The 18744-nt window shown below is 70.0% G+C and carries 19 protein-coding genes and 1 tRNA gene; all 20 read right to left on the bottom strand.

The genetic code is table 11. From position 1 onward, the window contains the following. Nucleotides 1-191 precede the first annotated feature (191 nt). Complete coding sequence (locus tag AB0N78_RS00925; RefSeq protein ID WP_363384596.1) at nucleotides 192-332, bottom strand: hypothetical protein; 141 nt, start codon at nucleotides 330-332, stop codon at nucleotides 192-194. 3 nt (nucleotides 333-335) lie between these two features. Then, the gene (locus AB0N78_RS00920; RefSeq protein ID WP_363384593.1) at nucleotides 336-602 is read right to left on the bottom strand and encodes a hypothetical protein; all 267 of its coding nucleotides are present in this window, start codon (nucleotides 600-602) and stop codon (nucleotides 336-338) included. Between the two features lie 78 nt (nucleotides 603-680). Beyond that, nucleotides 681-974: a hypothetical protein gene (locus AB0N78_RS00915; protein WP_363384590.1), complete on the bottom strand. Its 294-nt coding sequence runs from the start codon at nucleotides 972-974 to the stop codon at nucleotides 681-683. A 1513-nt stretch (nucleotides 975-2487) separates the two neighbouring features. Then, entirely contained in the window at nucleotides 2488-2718 is a 231-nt protein-coding gene (locus AB0N78_RS00910) for a pyridoxamine 5'-phosphate oxidase family protein (RefSeq protein ID WP_363384587.1), read from the bottom strand. Between the two features lie 170 nt (nucleotides 2719-2888). Next, the gene (locus tag AB0N78_RS00905) at nucleotides 2889-3332 is read right to left on the bottom strand and encodes an ATP-binding protein (protein ID WP_363384584.1); all 444 of its coding nucleotides are present in this window, start codon (nucleotides 3330-3332) and stop codon (nucleotides 2889-2891) included. Between the two features lie 58 nt (nucleotides 3333-3390). Then, a tRNA-Pro gene (locus AB0N78_RS00900) sits at nucleotides 3391-3464 on the bottom strand. Nucleotides 3465-3594: 130 nt separating this feature from the next. Continuing rightward, the gene (locus AB0N78_RS00895; RefSeq protein WP_363384581.1) at nucleotides 3595-5322 is read right to left on the bottom strand and encodes a carbohydrate-binding module family 20 domain-containing protein; all 1728 of its coding nucleotides are present in this window, start codon (nucleotides 5320-5322) and stop codon (nucleotides 3595-3597) included. A gap of 120 nt (nucleotides 5323-5442) precedes the next feature. Beyond that, nucleotides 5443-6630 (bottom strand): MFS transporter, encoded by a 1188-nt coding sequence (locus AB0N78_RS00890; protein ID WP_363384578.1) that lies wholly within the window; start codon nucleotides 6628-6630, stop codon nucleotides 5443-5445. Between the two features lie 255 nt (nucleotides 6631-6885). Beyond that, on the bottom strand, nucleotides 6886-7944 hold the full coding sequence (locus tag AB0N78_RS00885; RefSeq protein WP_363384575.1) for a hypothetical protein: 1059 nt from the start codon (nucleotides 7942-7944) through the stop codon (nucleotides 6886-6888). 77 nt (nucleotides 7945-8021) lie between these two features. Next, nucleotides 8022-9536, bottom strand: a complete 1515-nt coding sequence (gene der, locus AB0N78_RS00880; protein ID WP_363384572.1) for a ribosome biogenesis GTPase Der — start codon at nucleotides 9534-9536, stop codon at nucleotides 8022-8024. A 131-nt stretch (nucleotides 9537-9667) separates the two neighbouring features. Continuing rightward, nucleotides 9668-10567 carry a CbrC family protein gene (locus AB0N78_RS00875; RefSeq protein WP_363384569.1) on the bottom strand — a complete coding sequence of 300 codons (900 nt, stop codon included), beginning with the start codon at nucleotides 10565-10567 and terminating at the stop codon, nucleotides 9668-9670. Beyond that, nucleotides 10567-11220 carry a lysophospholipid acyltransferase family protein gene (locus tag AB0N78_RS00870; RefSeq protein ID WP_363384566.1) on the bottom strand — a complete coding sequence of 218 codons (654 nt, stop codon included), beginning with the start codon at nucleotides 11218-11220 and terminating at the stop codon, nucleotides 10567-10569. Before AB0N78_RS00870 ends, AB0N78_RS00875 begins: the two co-directional genes overlap by 1 nt. Beyond that, nucleotides 11217-11915 (bottom strand): (d)CMP kinase, encoded by a 699-nt coding sequence (gene cmk / locus AB0N78_RS00865; protein WP_363384563.1) that lies wholly within the window; start codon nucleotides 11913-11915, stop codon nucleotides 11217-11219. The genes AB0N78_RS00870 and cmk overlap by 4 nt, the downstream gene beginning before the upstream one ends. Next, complete coding sequence (locus tag AB0N78_RS00860) at nucleotides 11912-13030, bottom strand: prephenate dehydrogenase (RefSeq protein WP_363384560.1); 1119 nt, start codon at nucleotides 13028-13030, stop codon at nucleotides 11912-11914. The genes cmk and AB0N78_RS00860 overlap by 4 nt, the downstream gene beginning before the upstream one ends. Next, complete coding sequence (locus AB0N78_RS00855; protein WP_363386201.1) at nucleotides 13027-13776, bottom strand: pseudouridine synthase; 750 nt, start codon at nucleotides 13774-13776, stop codon at nucleotides 13027-13029. Before AB0N78_RS00855 ends, AB0N78_RS00860 begins: the two co-directional genes overlap by 4 nt. A 523-nt stretch (nucleotides 13777-14299) precedes the next feature. Then, the gene (gene scpB / locus AB0N78_RS00850; protein ID WP_363384557.1) at nucleotides 14300-14920 is read right to left on the bottom strand and encodes an SMC-Scp complex subunit ScpB; all 621 of its coding nucleotides are present in this window, start codon (nucleotides 14918-14920) and stop codon (nucleotides 14300-14302) included. Beyond that, a complete protein-coding gene (locus AB0N78_RS00845) occupies nucleotides 14913-15731 on the bottom strand; it encodes a ScpA family protein (RefSeq protein WP_363386199.1) in 819 nt (272 codons plus the stop codon). The genes scpB and AB0N78_RS00845 overlap by 8 nt, the downstream gene beginning before the upstream one ends. A 61-nt stretch (nucleotides 15732-15792) precedes the next feature. Then, the gene (locus AB0N78_RS00840; protein ID WP_363386197.1) at nucleotides 15793-16656 is read right to left on the bottom strand and encodes an AAA family ATPase; all 864 of its coding nucleotides are present in this window, start codon (nucleotides 16654-16656) and stop codon (nucleotides 15793-15795) included. A gap of 40 nt (nucleotides 16657-16696) precedes the next feature. After that, nucleotides 16697-17653: a site-specific tyrosine recombinase XerD gene (xerD, locus tag AB0N78_RS00835; protein WP_363384555.1), complete on the bottom strand. Its 957-nt coding sequence runs from the start codon at nucleotides 17651-17653 to the stop codon at nucleotides 16697-16699. 19 nt (nucleotides 17654-17672) lie between these two features. Continuing rightward, on the bottom strand, nucleotides 17673-18644 hold the full coding sequence (locus tag AB0N78_RS00830) for a heme o synthase (protein WP_363384552.1): 972 nt from the start codon (nucleotides 18642-18644) through the stop codon (nucleotides 17673-17675). Nucleotides 18645-18744: the final 100 nt, after the last annotated feature.

Below are 18744 nucleotides of genomic sequence, written 5' to 3'. Positions count from 1 at the left end.
ATGCTCACCGGACATTCCGCCTTGATCGCCCAGCCATCACCGCCGCGCACCCGCCGCCCTGGACCGAATGTCCTTCCGCACCTGCCTCCCCCGCGCCCCCGCGTCGCCGCCGCCGTCAAGGCCACCGTCTCCGCACTGCTGGCCTGGTCGGGGGTGCAGGCGGTCCCCGGTCCCCGGAGCGACTACCCGTACTACGCGCCGATGGGGGCGTTGATCGCGTCAGCGGCGACGGTGCGGGCGTCGACCCGGGGCGCGTTCCAGGCCATCGCGGCGATGGCGGCCAGCGCCGCCTTGAGCGGCTCGGTCGAGGTCAGGTACCCGGCACGGTTCACGCTCTACACGTCCACCGCCTCCGATCCACCGACCTTCCGGGTGTCCCAGGCGTAGGCGGTCTGCCAGCCGGAGATATCCGCGTTCATGGTGCGGACCTCACCGACGGCGGTGGAGACCTGGTGCAGTTCGGCGAGCTCGTCGTTGGCCGCCGCAACCTGGCTCAGTACGATCTGCGAGCCCAGGCCGACCAGCACCGCGGTGCCCGCCCTGACCGCTGCCGCGCCCAGCACCTTGACCCGCGCCTCGGCCCATCGCCGCGTCTGGCTCATCGCATCTTCCACTCGACCCCTGTTCCCCGTTCCATCGGCCGGGGTGGAGTGGGCGAAAAGGAAAACGACCGGAGGGAGTCAGGGCACCCGAGCGTGGACGGCCACCCATGGGCTCTCACGCGCCCACCGCTCACCGGTGAGGGAGCTCCAGCGCTCCACCACCTCGAACCCCGCCGCCGCCAGCACCGCCGTCAACCGCTCGGGCTCGTAGTCCTGGAACCACATCCGGTACACCCGGGGCCCGTCCGGTCCCACCACCACGTACTGCTCGCAGCTCAGGTCCCCGTCGTAGCGGTGCTGCGCGGTCAGGACCAGGTGCTTGTCCGTCCGCCAGAGCCCGCCGGTGACCCGAGCGCCACTCCAAACGGACAACCCGTCAGTTCAGGCTCCCGTCGACGTATAGCACCCAGGACCCGCCGAGCGACCTCAGCAGAATGCAGGTCACGTACGAGCTCGCCGTGGTCGGCAGCTCCTCAACCACGGCCTGGCTCCCTCTGCTCGTTCGTTGGCTCCAACAGGCGAGGAGGGAGAGAAGCCCACACGTTCAGCAACGTGGACCCGTCAGGGTGCCTCACTCCATGGATCCGCGGCCTCGCCCTGATCGAGCCGTTTGAGGATCGAAACGAAGCGGTCGGCTATGCCTGGTCCTGAGTTTCATAGTCTCGGATTGAATCCCGTCAAACGCTCCGGAGAACTCGGCACCTTTTCCGCGATTCAGGATCGCCGACATAAGAGCCAATTGACTTTTCGACCACTCACCACCACATTCAGCATTCACATCGGACCTCGATACTCGATACGCCGCCCGAATGAGAGGTTTCGCATCCGTCACCGACCAGCTTCAAAACCCCGAACCTGAACGCAGCACGTGGGCATCGATAGCCGGCAGCTTCATCTGCGATACCAGGCCTTCATTTCATCATATACTGCCACCGAGGTCACCCCTCCGTCGTTCTTTCAGCCCCATGGGGTGCCCGACGTAGTGCAATGCGATACATCGTCACGATCAAGAGCCCCGCAATGGCAACCATCACACTCGTCTGACGTGCAATTTTCGTGTCTTGACAGGCAGACACAATAGTGAGACGTGTGCCCTCGACCACGACCGAGCGTGTTGGTTCGCTGAGCCGGTCCGCAGCGGTGCTTTCGATATAGTTTTCGGCCGCACCTGCGTGATCCCACGCAGACTGTGCGGCACCCGCACCCAGCCCCCACCCAAGAGGGCGACAGGACACCGCCTCGGACGAGTCACCTTGTAGCCGCACGCTCGACGGCGTCACGACTAGCGCGATGATCGCTGCCACGATCAACGCGATACAGACCGACAGGGCTCTGCGCATTACCGCAAGATATCAGAGTCATTTTCGAGCGAATCGGGCTATTTGTACGTCCGAGATCGAACCGTCGAGAGCGTGACTCGTACCTGAGTCGCCTCGCATGCTCGCACCCTCGCTCCGAGCGCGCGCCCTGCCGGATGCCCATCATGCGCGGCTGAGACAGGGACTGCTCCGCCCGAGCGCGCGCAATGAACAACGCAAAAGTCACGCAACATCGACAGGGCTCTTGTCGGTGCGGGGACACAGAGAGACCAGGGTGGTCACCGCAAGCGGGCATCGACTGTTGCAGTCCACATGCACCGATTCGGAATGACGAAGGCCGCGAAGCCACGCTCCACGGCCCTCGAATCGGTCGGGCTGAGCTGACCAGATTCACCCCAGCCTCGCGCATCAATGCCGCACCCTGGGCCCCGGACGTGCCGCGGCCAACTGCTCCGGGCAGTAGTCGCCGCTGTAGAAGATTCCTGCGGTCGACGTGGTACTCGCTCATGCTGTCTCGCTGTCTAGCGGTGCGGTGCACGGTCACACCTGCGCTATCCCGTCCACCGTCACCACCAGCGGCCCGATCTCCCCCACCGCTCAGAGGATCGCAGTCGCAGCCGCGGATCGTGCCGCAGCCGCTTAGCCTTTCTAGTCGCTGCGTCCGAGATCACCACCAGCGCCGAGCTCTCCGGCGCGATCCACACCGGCGTCGACACCGACGTGCCGTCCTTCCGATAGGTGGTGAGCGCGACGAGCCGTGCGTCGGCGATTTCGGACCAGGCGTCGTCGTGGGTCATCGCCGCGGTAGACCACAACCCGGACCGACCCCACCGGGCACGCGCCAGGTATCCATCCCCGCGCCGACCAGAGGCGATCTGTTCCCCGTCATCGTCGCCCGACACCACTGGGGCAATCGGTCACCCCGGACACCACCCAGGTCGCGCGCTGACCGACCGTCAACCGTCGATCACCCGCAGCGGCCCCTCGTCCTCCGTCGGCACCTCGAACCCCGCCAGGTAGCCATCCATCCGCTCGTCCGGCACCAGCACGTCATCCGGTCCGGTGCCACCCGCGCCCGCATCGTCGCCTCCGACACTCGCAGGTAGTGAACCACCGGTACGACCCCCGTGGACGCCAACAGCTCCCGATACGCCTCGCGCCCGGCCCGGGACCAGAAACTGGTGTCCACCACCACCCGCTCCCCCGCGCCCACCGCCGCCAGCAGCCGCTCCCGGATGATCCCGTGCACCCGTTCGACAGCCGCCACCGACACCGGATGCTCCCGATGCCCCAGCTCCCAAGCGATCCGGTCGAAGGACAACCACCGGTACCCGAGCTCAGCCAGCCGCGCCGCATGGGTCGACTTGCCCGCACCCGCCGGACCGCAGACCAGCACCACCTGCTCGTCCATCACACCCCCTCGGACACACCGAAGGCCGCGAACCCATGGTTCACGGCCTTCGAATCGGTCGGGCTGACAGGATTTGAACCTGCGACCCCTTGACCCCCAGTCAAGTGCGCTACCAAGCTGCGCCACAGCCCGATGGCCCCCGCAGAGGCCTCGGCAAGACTACCCCACCGCACCCCGATCTTCCGCATCGACGCACCAGTGACCAGCACCACCGTGGCCGACCCGGCATCCTTCCCGGGTCGGCCACGGCGCGCTCAGCGGGTCATGACCGCCAGGTGTCGTTGAGCATGACGGTCCCGGAGCTGCCGACCGTGGCGGTCCGGTTCGCCCCGGACTCCCAGATCACCGTGCCGGCCCCGTCGACCTTCACGTACTCGTATTCGAAGCTGGTGCCCACCGGCAGAGGGACCGTGCCGCGCCACACCGGGTAGCTGGCCGACGAGAGCGCCACTCCGGAAGCCGGGTTCCAGCTGCCCAGCGCCGGGATCGACCCCACGACGCGGATGTTCTGACCCCACACGGTGCTGGCGTTCACCGCGAAGGATGCAGATCCCTGGGTGGTGCCGCCACCGCTGGTCCGGGCCCCGACATGCAGCGCCAGCGCACCGTAGGCGGGCACAGTGGCGGTGAAGGTCCCGGCGGAGCTGACCGTGTAGGTCACCGCACAGGTCTTCGAGGCCACCACGTCGCAGTAGGTTCCGGCGGGCAGCGAGGTCTGGTAGGTCCGGGTCACGGCGGCGGCGGAGTTGTTGATCGTGACGTAGCCCTGGTTCCCGCGGCCGAACGCGATGTGGTTGCTGCCGTCGTCCCACCAATGGGTGAGTGCGGTGCCGTCGACCTGGTTGTGGAAGCCGACCATCCCGGCGATCTCGGTCCAGCGCTGGGTGCAGGTCCAGGACTGCGAGGAGCAGTTCGCGTCCGGGACGCTGGTCGTGGTGGCACCGGGGGCTCCGGCGTCCTTGTCGGTGAACCGGTAGCCGGAGTACACCGACGGGGAGCCGTACGGGTAGGCCAGCATGAACGCGTTTGCCAGGATGTACTTGGCACCCCAGGTGACGTTCATGGTCTCGCCGTTGCGCTCGGTGTCGTGGTTGTCGACGAACACCCCGGCCTGCGCGGAGGGCAGCTGTCCGTCGCCGATGGTGCGCAGCTGGGCGATCTGGCCGTCGAACCGCGACTTGAGGGTCCGGGCGTAGTCGAACTCGTGCACGTCGCCGGTGCCGACGTACTCGCCCTCGGTGATCGGTTCACCGGCAGCGCCGATCACCTCCTGCACCCAGTAGACGTTCGGGTCGGTGAGCTTGGCCTTGATCGCGGCCAGGTCGGCGGCGGGGATGTGCTTGGCCGCGTCGATCCGGAACCCGGAGACGCCGAGCCCGATCAGGTCGTTGAGGTACCCGGCGATGACACCGCGGACGTACTCCGACCCGGTGCGCAGATCCTGGAGGGACACCAGGCGGCAGTTTTGCACCTGGTACCGGTCCCGGTAGTTGCTGATGTTGCTGCGGCAGTCGTTGAAGTCGGCCGCCCCGTAGATCCCCGGGAAGCTGTCGACGCCGTACGACGACCCGGCGACCCCGGTGCCGGAGCCGCCGTCCGCGCCGGTGGTGTGGTTGATCACCGCGTCGACGATCACGCCGACCCCGGCCGCCTCGCAGGTCTGGACCATCGCCGCGAACTCTGCGCGGGTGCCGAGCTTGGACTCGATCTTGTAGCTCACCGGCTGGTAGGAGGTCCACCAGGCCGTGCCGCGGATGGTCTCCTGCGGCGGCGACACCTGCACATAGCCGAATCCGGCCGGTCCGATGGTGCTGGTGCACTCGGCTGCCACCGAGTCCCAGGTCCACTGGAACAGGTTGAGGATGACATTGCCCTGGCCACCCGGACCGTCGGGCGCGGTGGCGGTGGCCGGTGTGGCGATCCCGGCCAACCCGGTGCACGCCAGCACGGCGGTGACTGCCGCCGCGGTGATGCGTCTGCTGAGCCTCATTGCCCCTGCTTTCGTCGGTGCCCGTGGGCACGCCACGCTCGGGCCTCATTGCCGGAGCGTCGATCCATCCCGCCGGGTGCAAGCCTTTGCAGGATGTTGCGCAAGAACGTAACGCCTGTTTCAGCTGTTGTCACCCGAATCGCCACGGGCCGGCAGATGGGCTCGCCAGCCACAGGCGACCACCACCAGCGCCACCACCGCCAGCACGACTCCCCCGCCGAACATCACCGGATACGCCCACCGCCCGGACAACCAGGACAACAGCGCCGGCACGAAGAACCCCGTGTACGCCAGCGAGTAGTACACCGCTGTCAGCCCGGCCAGATCGTCCGGTCCGGCGATCCGCTGCACCTCGGACAGCCCGGCCACCAGCGCGATCCCGTACCCGCAGCCCAACACCGCTGCCGCCACGATGACGATCACCAACGACAGCGACGCCGCAGCCCAGGCGGCCAGCGACAGCCCGATCACGATCATGGTCAGAGCCACCACCGACGCCCGCGCCGAATGCTGAGTGTCGATCCGCCGTCCTAGTGACTGGATGCCGAAGCCACAGGCCAGTGTCACCACGGTCAGCAGCGCGGAGAACGCGATCGGCATCCCGCCGGAGTGCTCCCGCATCAACCCCGGCAGCACCGCGTACGCCGACCCCACCGCGCCGAACACCCACGGTGCCAGCGGCACCACCACCCGCCAGAACCGCCGGTGCCCGATCGCCGGGACCCGCAGGTCGTCCCGCAACCGATGTGGCTGCACCGACCGCGCATGCGTCTCCCGGGCGCGCAGCACCAGCACCCAACCCGCCGCCGTCACCACCGCGTGCAGCAGATACGGCAGCGCGGTCGGCAACGGACCCCATTGCGCCAACACCCCAGCGATGCCAGCCCCGACCAGGAACCCCAGTGTCAGCGCCAACGAGGCCCGGCGCGCCCCAGTGCCAGGCTCGGACAGTTCGGTGATCCAGGTGGTGCCCACCGCCATCGCCAGCCCCAGCGCCACCCCCGACAACACGCGTCCCGCGGACAACATCGCCACCGACGACGGGCCTGCCGCCAGGATCAGCGACCCCACGATCCCGATCGGCGCGGCGGGCACCAGCAACCGTCGCCGCCCATAGCGATCCGACAACGGCCCGCCGATCAGCAGCGCCGGGATGATCCCGAGCACATACGCGCCGAGCAGGATGTTCACCGTCAACGCGCTGTAGTGGCTGACATCGCGGTACATCACCAACAATGGGGTGAACTCGTTGCCGCCCCAGGCGATGGCGAACACCAGTGCGGCGACCCGGCGCCAGTCAGCATTCATGACCCCCAGGTCTACGCCCGCTCCCCCGGCCGATAACCGCCCGTCCAAATGATGGGATGATTCATCCGACCACCCGAGCCGGACCACCCGCCGCCGCCTGCACACCCGCCCCGCCCCAACCGGTCGCCACCCGCACCCACCGCGCCTCGCCCCACGCCGCCCCGCCACCTCCCGCACCCGGCCCGGCCAGCACCGAGACTGCACAAACCCACGCTCCAGCCGCCCGGAAGCGTCGGTTCGCGCAGTCTCGGCGAGTCAGAGCGCCTGGGCGAACTCGTCCGGGTCAGGGTCGGAGGACTTGCCGCGGAGAACGTCGAGCTCAGCTGCGACCAGGCCGAGGAGTACCAGGTCCACCGCCAGCCCGGATACCGCGCTCCACTGGTCGACCCGGAACAGGAAGATCTGGGTCAGCAGCAGGTTCACCAACACCGCCCGCCGAAACCACTCGTAACCGGCCGCCCGGTCCGTGCCGACCTTCCGCAGCCCGAGGACCGACAGTCCCAGCGACACCGCGCCCGAGAGCACGATTCCGCCCAACGCCCAGTTCGGCAGCGGTGACCCGGTGGACCACAGCACGATCCCGCGCACCAGGGTGTAGACCGTCGCCACGCCCAGCACGATCACGGTCACCCGCGGTGCCCAGCGCACCCGCACCACCCGGCGACTGACCCCGACGATCCAGGACGCCACCGCACCGATCGGGTCCGGCAACTCCTTCGCGTCGTCCTGCACGGAGTCCAACAGTGCCCTGACGTGCTCGGCACCCGGTACGTCCCCCGCTTCATCCACGAGCGCGCGAGCCTGCCGCCGCGCCCGAACCGAGAACCCACCTGCCATCCCGGCCACTGCCAGGTCGGTGGCGGCGGCCAACAGCTCGTGCGGGTCGCGCTTGCGCCGATGGATCAACTCCGCGGTGAGCACCAGCAGGACCACGACGACGTAGATCAGTGCCGCAGTCGGCTCGTAGAAGTAGTCGTTGTCCGAGGTGACGAACTTCCCCACCTCGTCGATGAACAGCCCGAAGCCGATCCCACCGACCACCGCCACCACCGGACGCACCACCGGCCCCGCCCAGGACAGCGCCGCCACCAGGGCCAACGCCATCAGCAGCCCGCCCCAGAGCACGTGCGCGATGTGCAGCCCATCGCCGCCCAGTTGCGGGAACCCGGTCAGCGCCAACGCCGCCCGGGTCACCAACACGGTCAGCACCGTGATCGCCAGGAACCCCGCGACATGCCGGGTCCCGGAGGGGTCACGGGGCAGCCCGATCACCAACAGAGGATTGCGACGTCGGACGGTGTGCTGTTCAGGCATAGCAGGGATGATCCCGCGTGGTCAGGCGGAGTGCGAGGTCAGCGCGTCCCAGGCCCGGATCAGCACCGCACCCTCGGTCACCGCTTGCGCTTCTCCCGCACCCGCACCGAGATGCTGATCGGCGACCCCTCGAAGCCGAAGGTCTCGCGCAGTCGACGCTCGATGAACCGTCGGTACTGCGCCTCCAGGAACCCGGAAGCGAAGATCACGAACCGGGGCGGACGGGTGGACGCCTGGGTGGCGAACAGGATGCGCGGCTGCTTGCCGCCCCGCAGCGGGTGCGGGTGCGCGGCGACCAGCTCACCGAGGAACGAGTTCAGTTTGCCGGTGGGGATGCGCATGTCCCAGGACTCCAGCGAGCGAGTCAGCGCGGGCACCAGCCGGTCGGTGTGCCAGCCGGTCTTCGCGGAGACGTTGACCCGCGGCGCCCACTGGATCTGCACCAGCTCGCGCTCGATCTCCCGCTCCAGGTAGGGCCGACGGTCCTCGTCCATCAGGTCCCACTTGTTGTAGGCGATCACCAGCGCGCGCCCGGCGTCGACCACCTGCTGCACCACTCGGATGTCCTGCTCGGTCAGCGGCGCGGAGGCGTCCAGCAGCACGACCGCCACCTCGGCCTTCTCGATGGCGGCCTGGGTGCGCAGCGAGGCGTAGAAGTCCGCGCCGGAGGTCTGGTGCACCCGGCGGCGGATGCCCGCGGTGTCCACGAACCACCACGGGATGCCCTTGAGCTCGACCAACTCGTCCACCGGGTCACGGGTGGTCCCGGCCAGGTCGTCGACGACCACACGGTTCTCGCCCAGGACCTTGTTCAGCAGCGACGACTTGCCGACATTCGGACGGCCGACCAGCGCGACCCGACGCGGACCACCGGGACGGGCCTCGCCGTGCTCCGAGACCAGCGGCAACTTGGCCAGCGCGGCGTCCAACAGGTCACCGGTGCCACGACCGTGCAACGCGGACACCGGCAGCGGCTCGCCCAGGCCCAGGCTCCACAGCTGAGCGGCATCGGCCTCGCCGCGGGGACCGTCGACCTTGTTGGCGCACAGCACCACCGGCTTGCCGGCACGGCGCAGCAGCCGGACCACCCGCTCGTCGGTGGCCGTGGCTCCCACGGTCGCATCCACCACAAAGATGACCGCGTCCGCCAGGGAGATCGCCACCTCGGCCTGCTCGGCCACCCGTGCCTCGATCCCGGCGACGTCGACCTCCCAGCCCCCGGTGTCGACCAGCGTGAACCGGCGGCCGGCCCACTCTGCGGGGTAGCTCACCCGGTCACGGGTGACACCGGGCTTGTCCTCAACGACGGCCTCGCGACGCCCCAGGATGCGGTTGACCAGGGTCGACTTGCCCACATTCGGACGACCGACCACGGCCAGCACGGGCAGGATCTCTGGCTCGACACTCTCGCCGTCCAGGTCGTAGTCGCCGCCGAGGAGAGCGGCGTCCTCCTCATCGAGCTCGTAGTCCTCCAGCCCGACGCGGAGCGCCTGCTCGCGCGCGACGTCATCGTCGTCATCGACCAGCGGGAACGGGACGGCACCCTCGGGGGTCGTCTCGTCGGGGTCGAGGTTGGTCGGGAAGTCAGACATGGGCACCATTGTCGCCGATCACTGGTGCTGTCCGCGAACACCGGGCCACGATGACCCACTCGGGGGTCACATCGACACCCATTCCGGTCCTCGGCAGCACCCGGTCCGTGACGAGCCACGGTGATCGGCCGCTACGGCAGGTCGATCCAAAGCTGCTCATCGCCGCAGTGCCGACACCGGAACCGGTGCACGCCGCCACCGGACTCGATCAGCAGCTCCGCACGGTCGGAGCTGAGCCCGTACTGGTTGCGCACTGCCTCCGGCAGGTCCAGCGCACCGGCGACGTCCAGCGGCCCGAGGTACACGCAAGCATCCGCACAGCAGACCTGCCACACCTCCTGCTGCCAGCCCGTGATCCCCGGCGTCCGATCACAGACCACGGCGACCACATCCGGCGCGACACCACCGTTCACCAGCGGGAGGTCGTCGACAAAGCTCGCCCCCAGCTGAGCCGCACTCCCATCCGCGATGCACCACGGACACAGGTGCTCAAGACAGCCCCGACCGTAGGGCGTTTTCACGTACTCCCACCCTCGGGCCCGATCACAGGAGGGGCACGTGTTCGGGCTGCGCCGAATCATGCCGGTGGCCACCGGGTCCGGGTGGAAGGTGAAGACCGGCAGCTCTTGCGTCACCGGGGGCAGCGTGGCGGGGTCCGGCGCGAAGTCGGCCAGCACCACACCGAGCGGCTCCCACCCGAGCGACCCACGCCGCACCCAGATCTGGTCATCACGGACGGCCACCGCGGGCATTTCACCCAGCGCACCGAGCACCACGGCCCCCGCCGGGAAGCTGTCCTCTGCCTGGGCCCGCTCGGTGTGCCACGCGATGTCCTGCGCGGTCCGGGCCATCCGCTTGCGGTCGGAGCCGTCACGGACCGGCAGTGCCCGGTAGAGCACACCTGTCACCCCGGCGCGGTCGTCCCAGTCGAAGCCGTTCCGCTCCCGCAACCGGTCGCGCCACCAAGTGGGCAGCGCCACGCCGAGTACCTGCTCGGCCCGGTCCAGGTCCTCGTCACGCGCCCCAGTCATCAATCCTCCGGCAGCCCCACGCCGACCTCGCTCAGTGTGCGCGCCACCAGTCCGCTCAGCGCCACCCGCACCGCCTCGTTGGTCGCGGACACCGCCTCACGCTTGCTGGCCCCCGGCTCACGCACCGGCATGATCGGCTCACCGAACCGTACCCACAGCCGTCGACGCACCCCGGGGATGTGGTTGACACCCTCACCGGTACGACGGGTACCGAGCACCGCCACCGGGACCACCGGCGCGTCACCGTTCACCGCCAACCAGGACACCCCGGCCCGGGCGGAGGCGGCGTCACCACGGCCACGGTTGCCTTCGGGGAAGACCCCGACCGCTCCCCCGCGCTGCAACACGTTCAGCCCGGCGACCAGCGCGCTGCGTCCGCCACCGTCACGGTCCACCGGGATCTGACCCGAGGCCCGCAGGATCGCGCCGATCGGTCCGTGGAACATCTCTTCTTTCACCAGGATGTTCAGCCGTCGCGGCGACGCCCCGGCCAGCAGCGGACCGTCGATCACCGACACGTGGTTGGCCGCCAGCACCACCGGACCGGTCTCCGGGACCAGCTCGGCACCGAGCACTCGGGTGTTCCACACGCCGTGCGCCAGGAACTTCCCAATGCCGTGCGCCCAGCCCGGCATCAGCTTCTGCTCGGTCATGCCCGCTGCTCGATCACATCCAGGACGGCCTGCACCGTCTGGTCCAGATCCCACTCGGAGGAGTCGACGGTGACCACGCCGTCCGCCGCCACGGTGAAGGAGGCCACGGTCGAGTCGTCGGCGTCGCGGCGCAGCACCTGGTCCTTGGTGGCCTCCACCGCGTCGGCATCGGCGGAGCCGTGCACCTCGCGCGCGCGTCGGGCCAGGCGGGCATCCTCGGAGGCGGTGAGCAGCAAGCGCACGTCGGCGTCGGGGGCGATCACGGTGGTGATGTCCCGGCCCTCGGCGACGATGCCCTTCCCACCGGAGAAGGACGAGGACACGGCCTGCGCGGCGATCTCGGCCCGTTGACGGCGACCCAGCTCGGCGCGGACCTCCAGGTTGGTGGCGACGGCACTCACGGCAGCGGAGATCGAGGTCTCTCGGATCGCCTCGTTGATGTCAATGCCATCGACAACGACGGTCGGCGAGGTCGGGTCGACGCCCATCACCAGCGGCATGTCCCGGACGAGCGTCGCCACCGCGTCCTGATCGGTGAGCGGCACCCCGGAACGCAGCGCCCACCAGGTCGCCGCCCGGTACATCGCACCGGTGTCCAGGTACGCCAGACCGAGGGCCTGCGCCACCCGTCGGGACACGGTGGACTTGCCCGAGCCGGAGGGCCCGTCGATCGCCACCACCAGGTGCTGCGTCATCGCACCAACCTCCATCCGCGGGCCGTCAGCTCCGCCTCCAGGTGCGCTGAACGGGCCGGGTCGACGGAGACCGAGGCCATACCGACCGGTCGCCCGGCCGCGTGTTCCAGCTGCAGCTCTTCTAGGTTGACCCCGGCCTCACCGACATCGGTCAGCAGGCGGGCGAGTTCTCCGGGCTGGTCCGGAACCAGCGCGGTGACCACGGCCCACTGCCGCGGCGCACCACCGTGCTTGCCCGGCACCAGGGCGACACCGGCATTGCCGTCGGCGATGGTCGAGGCGATCCGGGCCAGCGCGCCCAGGGCGACATCCTCCGGACCGGACGCCTCCGCGGCCTCGTTCAGCGCCCCCACGATCCCGTCCAGGTCATCGCGCAGCGCGGCCAGCACATCACGCACGGCGGAGGCGTTGGCGGCCAGGATCGACGTCCACAGCGCCGGGTCCGAACCCGCCACCCGGGTCACGTCCCGCAGCCCCTGCCCGGCCAACCCGAGCGCATCCGGCTCGGCCTCCCGCAGTCGGGCGGCGACCAGGCTGGAGGCCACCTGCGGCACATGGGACACCAGGGCTACCGCCGCGTCGTGCGCGTCGGCATCCAGGGTGACCGGCACACCGCCCAGGTCGGTGGCCAGAGAACGCACCGCCAGCACCGCCGCCGGGTCGGACACACCGGAGTCGACGATCACCCACGGTCGGCCCAGGAACAGGTCAGGCAGCGCAGCTGCCGGCCCGGACCGCTCCCGGCCGGCCATCGGGTGCGAGCCAACGTACCGGGTCAGGTCAGCGCCCGCGTCGCGCAGCTCACGCAGGACGTAGCCCTTCACCGACGCCACATCGGTGACCACCGCGTTCGGGTGCGCGGCCAGTTCGGCCCGCACGACGTCCGCGGTCACATCGGGGGGCGAGGCGACGACGATCAGCGCCGGCTCCGGGTCGCCGTCCACGGCGGGACGACCGGCCCCGACGTCCCGGGCCAGTGCCAGTGCCGTGCGCGAGGGATCGTGCAGCAGCACCTCTACCCCGTGCGCGCGCAGGCTGAGCCCGATCGAGGTCCCGAGCAGCCCGGTGCCGACGATCCGCACCGGCCCCCGGGTCGCCGCGGGGACCACGGTCACAACCCGACCTGGACCATCAGTGCGCCGACCTCCGCCTTGGACAGCACCCGGCTGCGCCCCGGCTTGAGGTCGCCGAGCCGGATCGACCCGATCCGGGTCCGCACCAGGCGGGTGACCGGGTGGCCGACCTCCTTCATCAGGCGACGCACGATCCGGTTGCGGCCCTCGTGGATCACGATCTCGATCAGGCTGGCGTAGGGGGTGGCCTGCACGATGCGGGCGTCCACCACGTCCACCGGTCCGTCGTCGAGCTCCACACCCTTCTTCAACCGGGTGATCAGTCCCGCGGAGACCCGCCCCTCGACGTCCACCAGGTAGGTCTTGAGCACGCCGTGCGAGGGGTGGGACAGCCGGTTGGCCAGCTCGCCGTCGTTGGTCAGCAGGATCAGGCCCTCGGAGTCCGCATCCAGGCGTCCGACGTGGAACAGCCGCTCCTGGCGGTCCGGCACCAGGTCACGCAGAGTGGGTCGGCCCTCGGGGTCGTCCATCGTCGACACCACACCCAGCGGCTTGTTGACCGCCAGCGTGATCCGTGAACTGTCCAGCTGCACCCGCAGACCGTCGACGTGGATCACCGACTGCGGGCTGACCCGCACACCCAGCTCGATCACCGGCTCGCCGTCCACGGTGACCCGGCCGGAAGTGATCAGCTCCTCACAGGCGCGACGCGAACCGAGGCCGGCCTGCGCCAGCACCTTCTGCAACCGGATGCCATCCGGGTCGTGCACATCAGAGGTCGGCTGCACCGGTCGGCGCGGAGCCCGCGAACCCGTCGGGGCGTCCGGCCAGCGCGAACCGGGACGGCCCACCGCGGGGCCACCGCGCCGAGCGCCAGCGCGCGCGCCAGAGGCGGCACCCCGGGACGCACCCGGCCGACCAGCGGAACGGCCCGCAAACGACTGCGCGCCCGGTGCCGCACCGCGACCCGCACCGGAGGCACCGCCACGGCCCGCGCCGGAACGACCGGCACCCGCACCACCACGTCCGGTGCCACCGACGCCGCCAGAGTCACTGCCCGCACCGGAACGACCGCCCGCACCGCGTCCAGCACCACCGGCGCGACCCGCACCGCCCGAACGTCCGGCAGGCGCGCCACCAGAGCGACCCGCGCCCGGACGACCGGCACCACCCGCACCCGAACGGCCCGAGGCCCCGCCGCGTCCCCCGCCCGAGGCTCCGCGTCCACCGCCCTGCCCGGCACCGCCGGAACGACCGGCCCCACCCGTGCGGCCGCTGCCGCCCCGTCCTGCACTCATCACACGTCTCCAGTCATTCGTCGCCGCCCGCGCCATCGAGCCCGTCGAGGGCGCTCATCTCCGGCAGGTAGGGCGCGAGCGGGGGCAGCTGATCCAGGGAGGTCAGGCCCATCCGCTCAAGGAAGTATCCCGTGGTGCCGTACAGCACCGCACCCGTCGACGGGTCCTGGCCGATCTCGCCGATCAGTCCACGGGTGGTCAACGTGCGCACCACACCGTCGACATTCACGCCTCGGATGCCGGACACCTGTCCACGGCTGACCGGTTGACGGTACGCGATCACCGCCAGGGTCTCCAAGGCGGCCTGGGTCAACCGCTGGGTCTGACCGTTGATCACAAAGGAACTCACCACCGGGTGGAACGCCGGTGCGGAGTACAGCCGCCAGCCACCGCCGACCTCGCGCAGCTCGAAGCCGCGCGGCCGTCCGCCGCGTTCCCCGCGGTACTCCGCGGCCAGCTCAGCCAGAAGCTCGGTGACCTCCTCGGTGGTCAGCGCCAGCTCGGTGGCCAGGCGCAGCACCGGCACCGGCTCGTCGGCGACCATCAGCACCGACTCGATCGCGGCCAGTGCCCCACCCGGCAGGTCGTGCACATCGACCGCCTCGGTCGTCTCCGGTTCCAGGCCCTCAGCCATCGGTCACATCCTCCAGTGCGTCGAACCCGCCGACCCCGGTGTCCTCGTCGTCGTAGTCGGTGCTGATCTGCCCCTCGCCGGAGCCGGTCCAGCGCACCGTCAGCTCGCCCAGCGGCGTGACCTGGTCGAAGCCCACCGATCCGTCACGGAACAGCTCCAGCAGCGCCAGGAACCGGGCGACCACCACCAGCGTCGACTCAGCATCCGCGGTCAGGGTGCGGAAGCTGGCCACCCCGCCGTGATGGCGTAGCCGGTCGGCGATAGCCAACGCCTGCTCGCGCACACTCACCGGCGGCGCGTGCAGGTGACTGAGGTCAACACCGGGTGGCGGCGGCGGTGGGGCCATCGCCTTGGCGGCCAACGCGGCCAGCTCCTCCGGGCCGATCTGCCAGATCAGCTCCGGTAGCAGCGCGGCGTACTGCGGTTCTAGCTCGACGGTGCGCGGATGTCGCCGTCCCTCGTCCAGCAACCGACCGCCGATATCCGCCGCCACCACCTTGTACGCGCGGTACTGCAACAGCCGGGCGAACAGCAGGTCCCTGGCCTCCAACAGTTCCAGGTCGTCGTCGTCCTCGACGTCGCCGGAGGGCAGCAGCCGCGCCGCCTTGAGGTCCAACAGGGTTGCGGCCACCACCAGGAACTCGCTGGCCTGGCTCAGATCCCAGTCGCCGTCCGCATCCTCGAAGGCCCGGATGTACGCGATGAACTCGTCGGTGACCGTGGCCAGCGCCACCTCGGTGATGTCCAGTTTGTGTTTGGCGATCAACCCGAGCAGCAGGTCGAAGGGTCCGGAGAACACGTCCAGGTGCACCTGGAACGCGCTAGTCCCCGCCGGGGCCTCCTCGACGGGGGCCGACCCGGGTGGGGTGGGATCAGGCGACGTCACCGCGGGCGACGAGCTCACGGGCCAGCTGCCGGTAGGCCTGCGCACCCGGGTGGGTCGGCGCGTAGCTGGTGATCGGCTCGGCGGCGACCGAGGCGTCCGGGAACTTCACGGTGCGGCCGATCACGGTGTGCAGCAGGTTGTCGCCGAAGGCCTCGTGCACCCGGGCGACGACCTCGCGGGCGTGCAGGGTGCGCGGGTCGAACATGGTCGCCAGGATGCCGTCCAGCTCCAGACGCGGGTTGAGCCGGTCGCGCACCTTGTCGATCGTCTCCACCAGCAGGGCGACCCCGCGCAGCGCGAAGAACTCGCATTCCAGCGGGATCAGCACGCCGTGCGCGGCGGTCAGCGCGTTCACGGTCAGCAGGCCGAGCGAGGGCTGGCAGTCGATCAGGATGACGTCGTACTCGTCCAGCACCGGGCGGAGCACCCGGGACAGGATCGACTCCCGGGCGACCTCGGTGACCAGCTGGACTTCCGCCGCGGACAGGTCGATGTTGGCGGGCAGCAGGTCCAGCGCCCCCTCCAGGGTGTCCTCCTGGGTGGGGCGGATCAGGTCGTGAACCTCGACGCTGCGGTCGACCAGCAGGTCGTAGACCGTGCGGTCCAGCTCATGCGGGTTCACCCCCAGACCCACCGAGGCGGCGCCCTGCGGGTCGAAGTCCACGATCAGCACCCGACGGCCGTACTCGGCCAGCGCGGCAGCCAGGTTGATGGTGGTGGTGGTCTTACCGACCCCGCCCTTCTGGTTGCACATCGCGATCACCCGCGCCGGGCCGTGCCCGTTCAACGCCGGGGGGACCGGGAAGTCCGGCAGGGGGCGTCCCACTGCGTCGACTGCGTTCTCGGTCATCTCCTCGCGTGCCACCCCGCCACCTTACCGGCAGCCCAGCTCAGCTCGGTTGCCGCCGCGCCCGGGGGTGACTGGTCGCGTAGACCTCGCGCAGGGTGTCCGGGGTGACCTTGGTGTAGATCTGGGTGGTCGTCACCGAGGCGTGCCCGAGCAGCTCCTGCACCACCCGCACATCCGCCCCGCCGGACAACAGGTGGGTGGCGAAGGAGTGGCGCAAGGTGTGCGGGGAGACATGCACGCTGGCCGGCAGCCCGGCCCGTTCCGCCGCCGTGCGCAACACCGCCCACGCGCTCTGCCGACTCAGGGGCGCGCCCCGGGTATTGAGAAACACCCGCGCACCACCCCGACCGGCCGCGGCCAGCACCGGCCGGGCCCGCACCAGATAGGCCTCGATCGCTTCCACCGCGTAGGCACCGACCGGGACGACCCTCTCTTTGCGCCCCTTGCCGAATAGGCGCACCGCGGCCCGGCCTGGCGTGAGGTCCAGGTCGTCGACGTCCAGTCCGACTGCCTCGGAGATCCGCGCGCCGGTGGAGTACAGCAGTTCCAGCAGCGCCCGGTCGCGCAGCGGCACCGGCCCCTCCCCCAGCGACGCCGCCTCCAACAGCCGCTCCACCTCATCGGTGCTGATCGCCTTGGGCAGCCGCTGGGTCTGCCGGGGTGGACGCACGCCACGTGCCGGATCGTCGGCGGCGAGCCCCTCGAGCACGCAGAACCGGTGCCAGCCCCGGGCGGCGACCACCGCCCGCGCGGCCGACGCGGCAGACAGCTCCGCCCGACCGTCCGAGCCGGTCCGGATCGCGGTCAGGTAGTCCTCGACGTCGCTCTCCACCACCTGATCGGGGGCGGTGCGACCGGCCGACGCCAAGAACGCCAGGTACCGCCCGAGGTCACGTCGGTAGGCGGCCAGGGTGTTGCGACTGAGACCGCGCTCGACGGTCAGATGCGCGAGATAGGCCTCCAGCGCCGAGGACAGCCCGGCGGGCACAGCGTCCACCGGCACCTCCCTCGCGTCGTCAGAACGGGAGGAAGACGTCCACCGCCACCGCGATCGACAGCAGCGACAGGTACGTGATCGACCCGTGGAACACCGTCATGGCGCGGAGCTTGCCGCGGGACGGGTCCTGGGCGCGACGGTACAGGCCGATGCACGAGGCGAGGAACCACACACCCAGACCGGTGGCGATCACCGCGTACACCCAGGTCATCCCGGCCACCGGCACCAGCAGCAGTGTGCACGCGATCATCGCCACGGTGTACGCGATCATCTCCCGCGCCACCTTGGCCTCCTTGGCGACCACCGGCAGCATCGGCACCCCGGCGGCGGCGTAGTCCTTGCGGAACTTCATCGACAGCGGCCAGTAATGCGGCGGGGTCCAGAAGAAGATCACGCCGAACAGCAGCGCCGCCGCCCAGGACACCCCACCGGTCACCGAGGACCAGCCGATCAGCACCGGCATGCAGCCCGCCGCGCCACCCCACACGATGTTCTGCGGGGTCCGGCGCTTGAGAATCATCGTGTAGCCCACGACGTAGATCGCGATGGCCGCACCGGTGAGCAGAGCCGAGGGCACGTTCACCACCAGCGCCAACCAGGTCAGCGAGGCCACGGTGAGCACCAGTCCGAAGATCAGCGCGGCACGGGGGGTGATCTCACCGGTGACCAGTGGACGCCGCTTGGTGCGGTTCATCACCTGGTCGATGTCCCGGTCCAAATAACAGTTGAGGACGTTCGCCGCACCCGCAGCGGCCGCACCGCCGACCAGCGTGGCCAACACCAGACCGATGGACGGGAAACCGCCCTCGGCCAGGATCATCGTCGGCAGTGTGGTGACCAGCAGCAGCTCGATCACCCGGGGCTTGGTCAGCGAGACGTACGCGCCCACCTTCCGACGCCAGCCGCTGCGCGCGCCCTGCTGCGTCGCGCGGGCCGCACTGGCCGTCGCTCCGGCCTCGTCGGCGCCGATGGCAGGGCTGATGGTGCGCACGCGGTCCGGTCCTCCTCGCGTTCGACCCCTGGCCTCCGGAGCAGCCGGGTGGGCCGCGCGGCACGGAGCGCCAGCGGGGTGGTCGTTCCGCCATCCTACG

It is taken from the genome of Cellulomonas sp. NPDC089187, assembly GCF_040685135.1.
Classification (GTDB): Bacteria; Actinomycetota; Actinomycetes; order Actinomycetales; family Cellulomonadaceae; genus Cellulomonas.
Note: the sequence above shows the minus strand (reverse complement) of the source record. Positions and strands in the feature narration are given on the sequence as shown.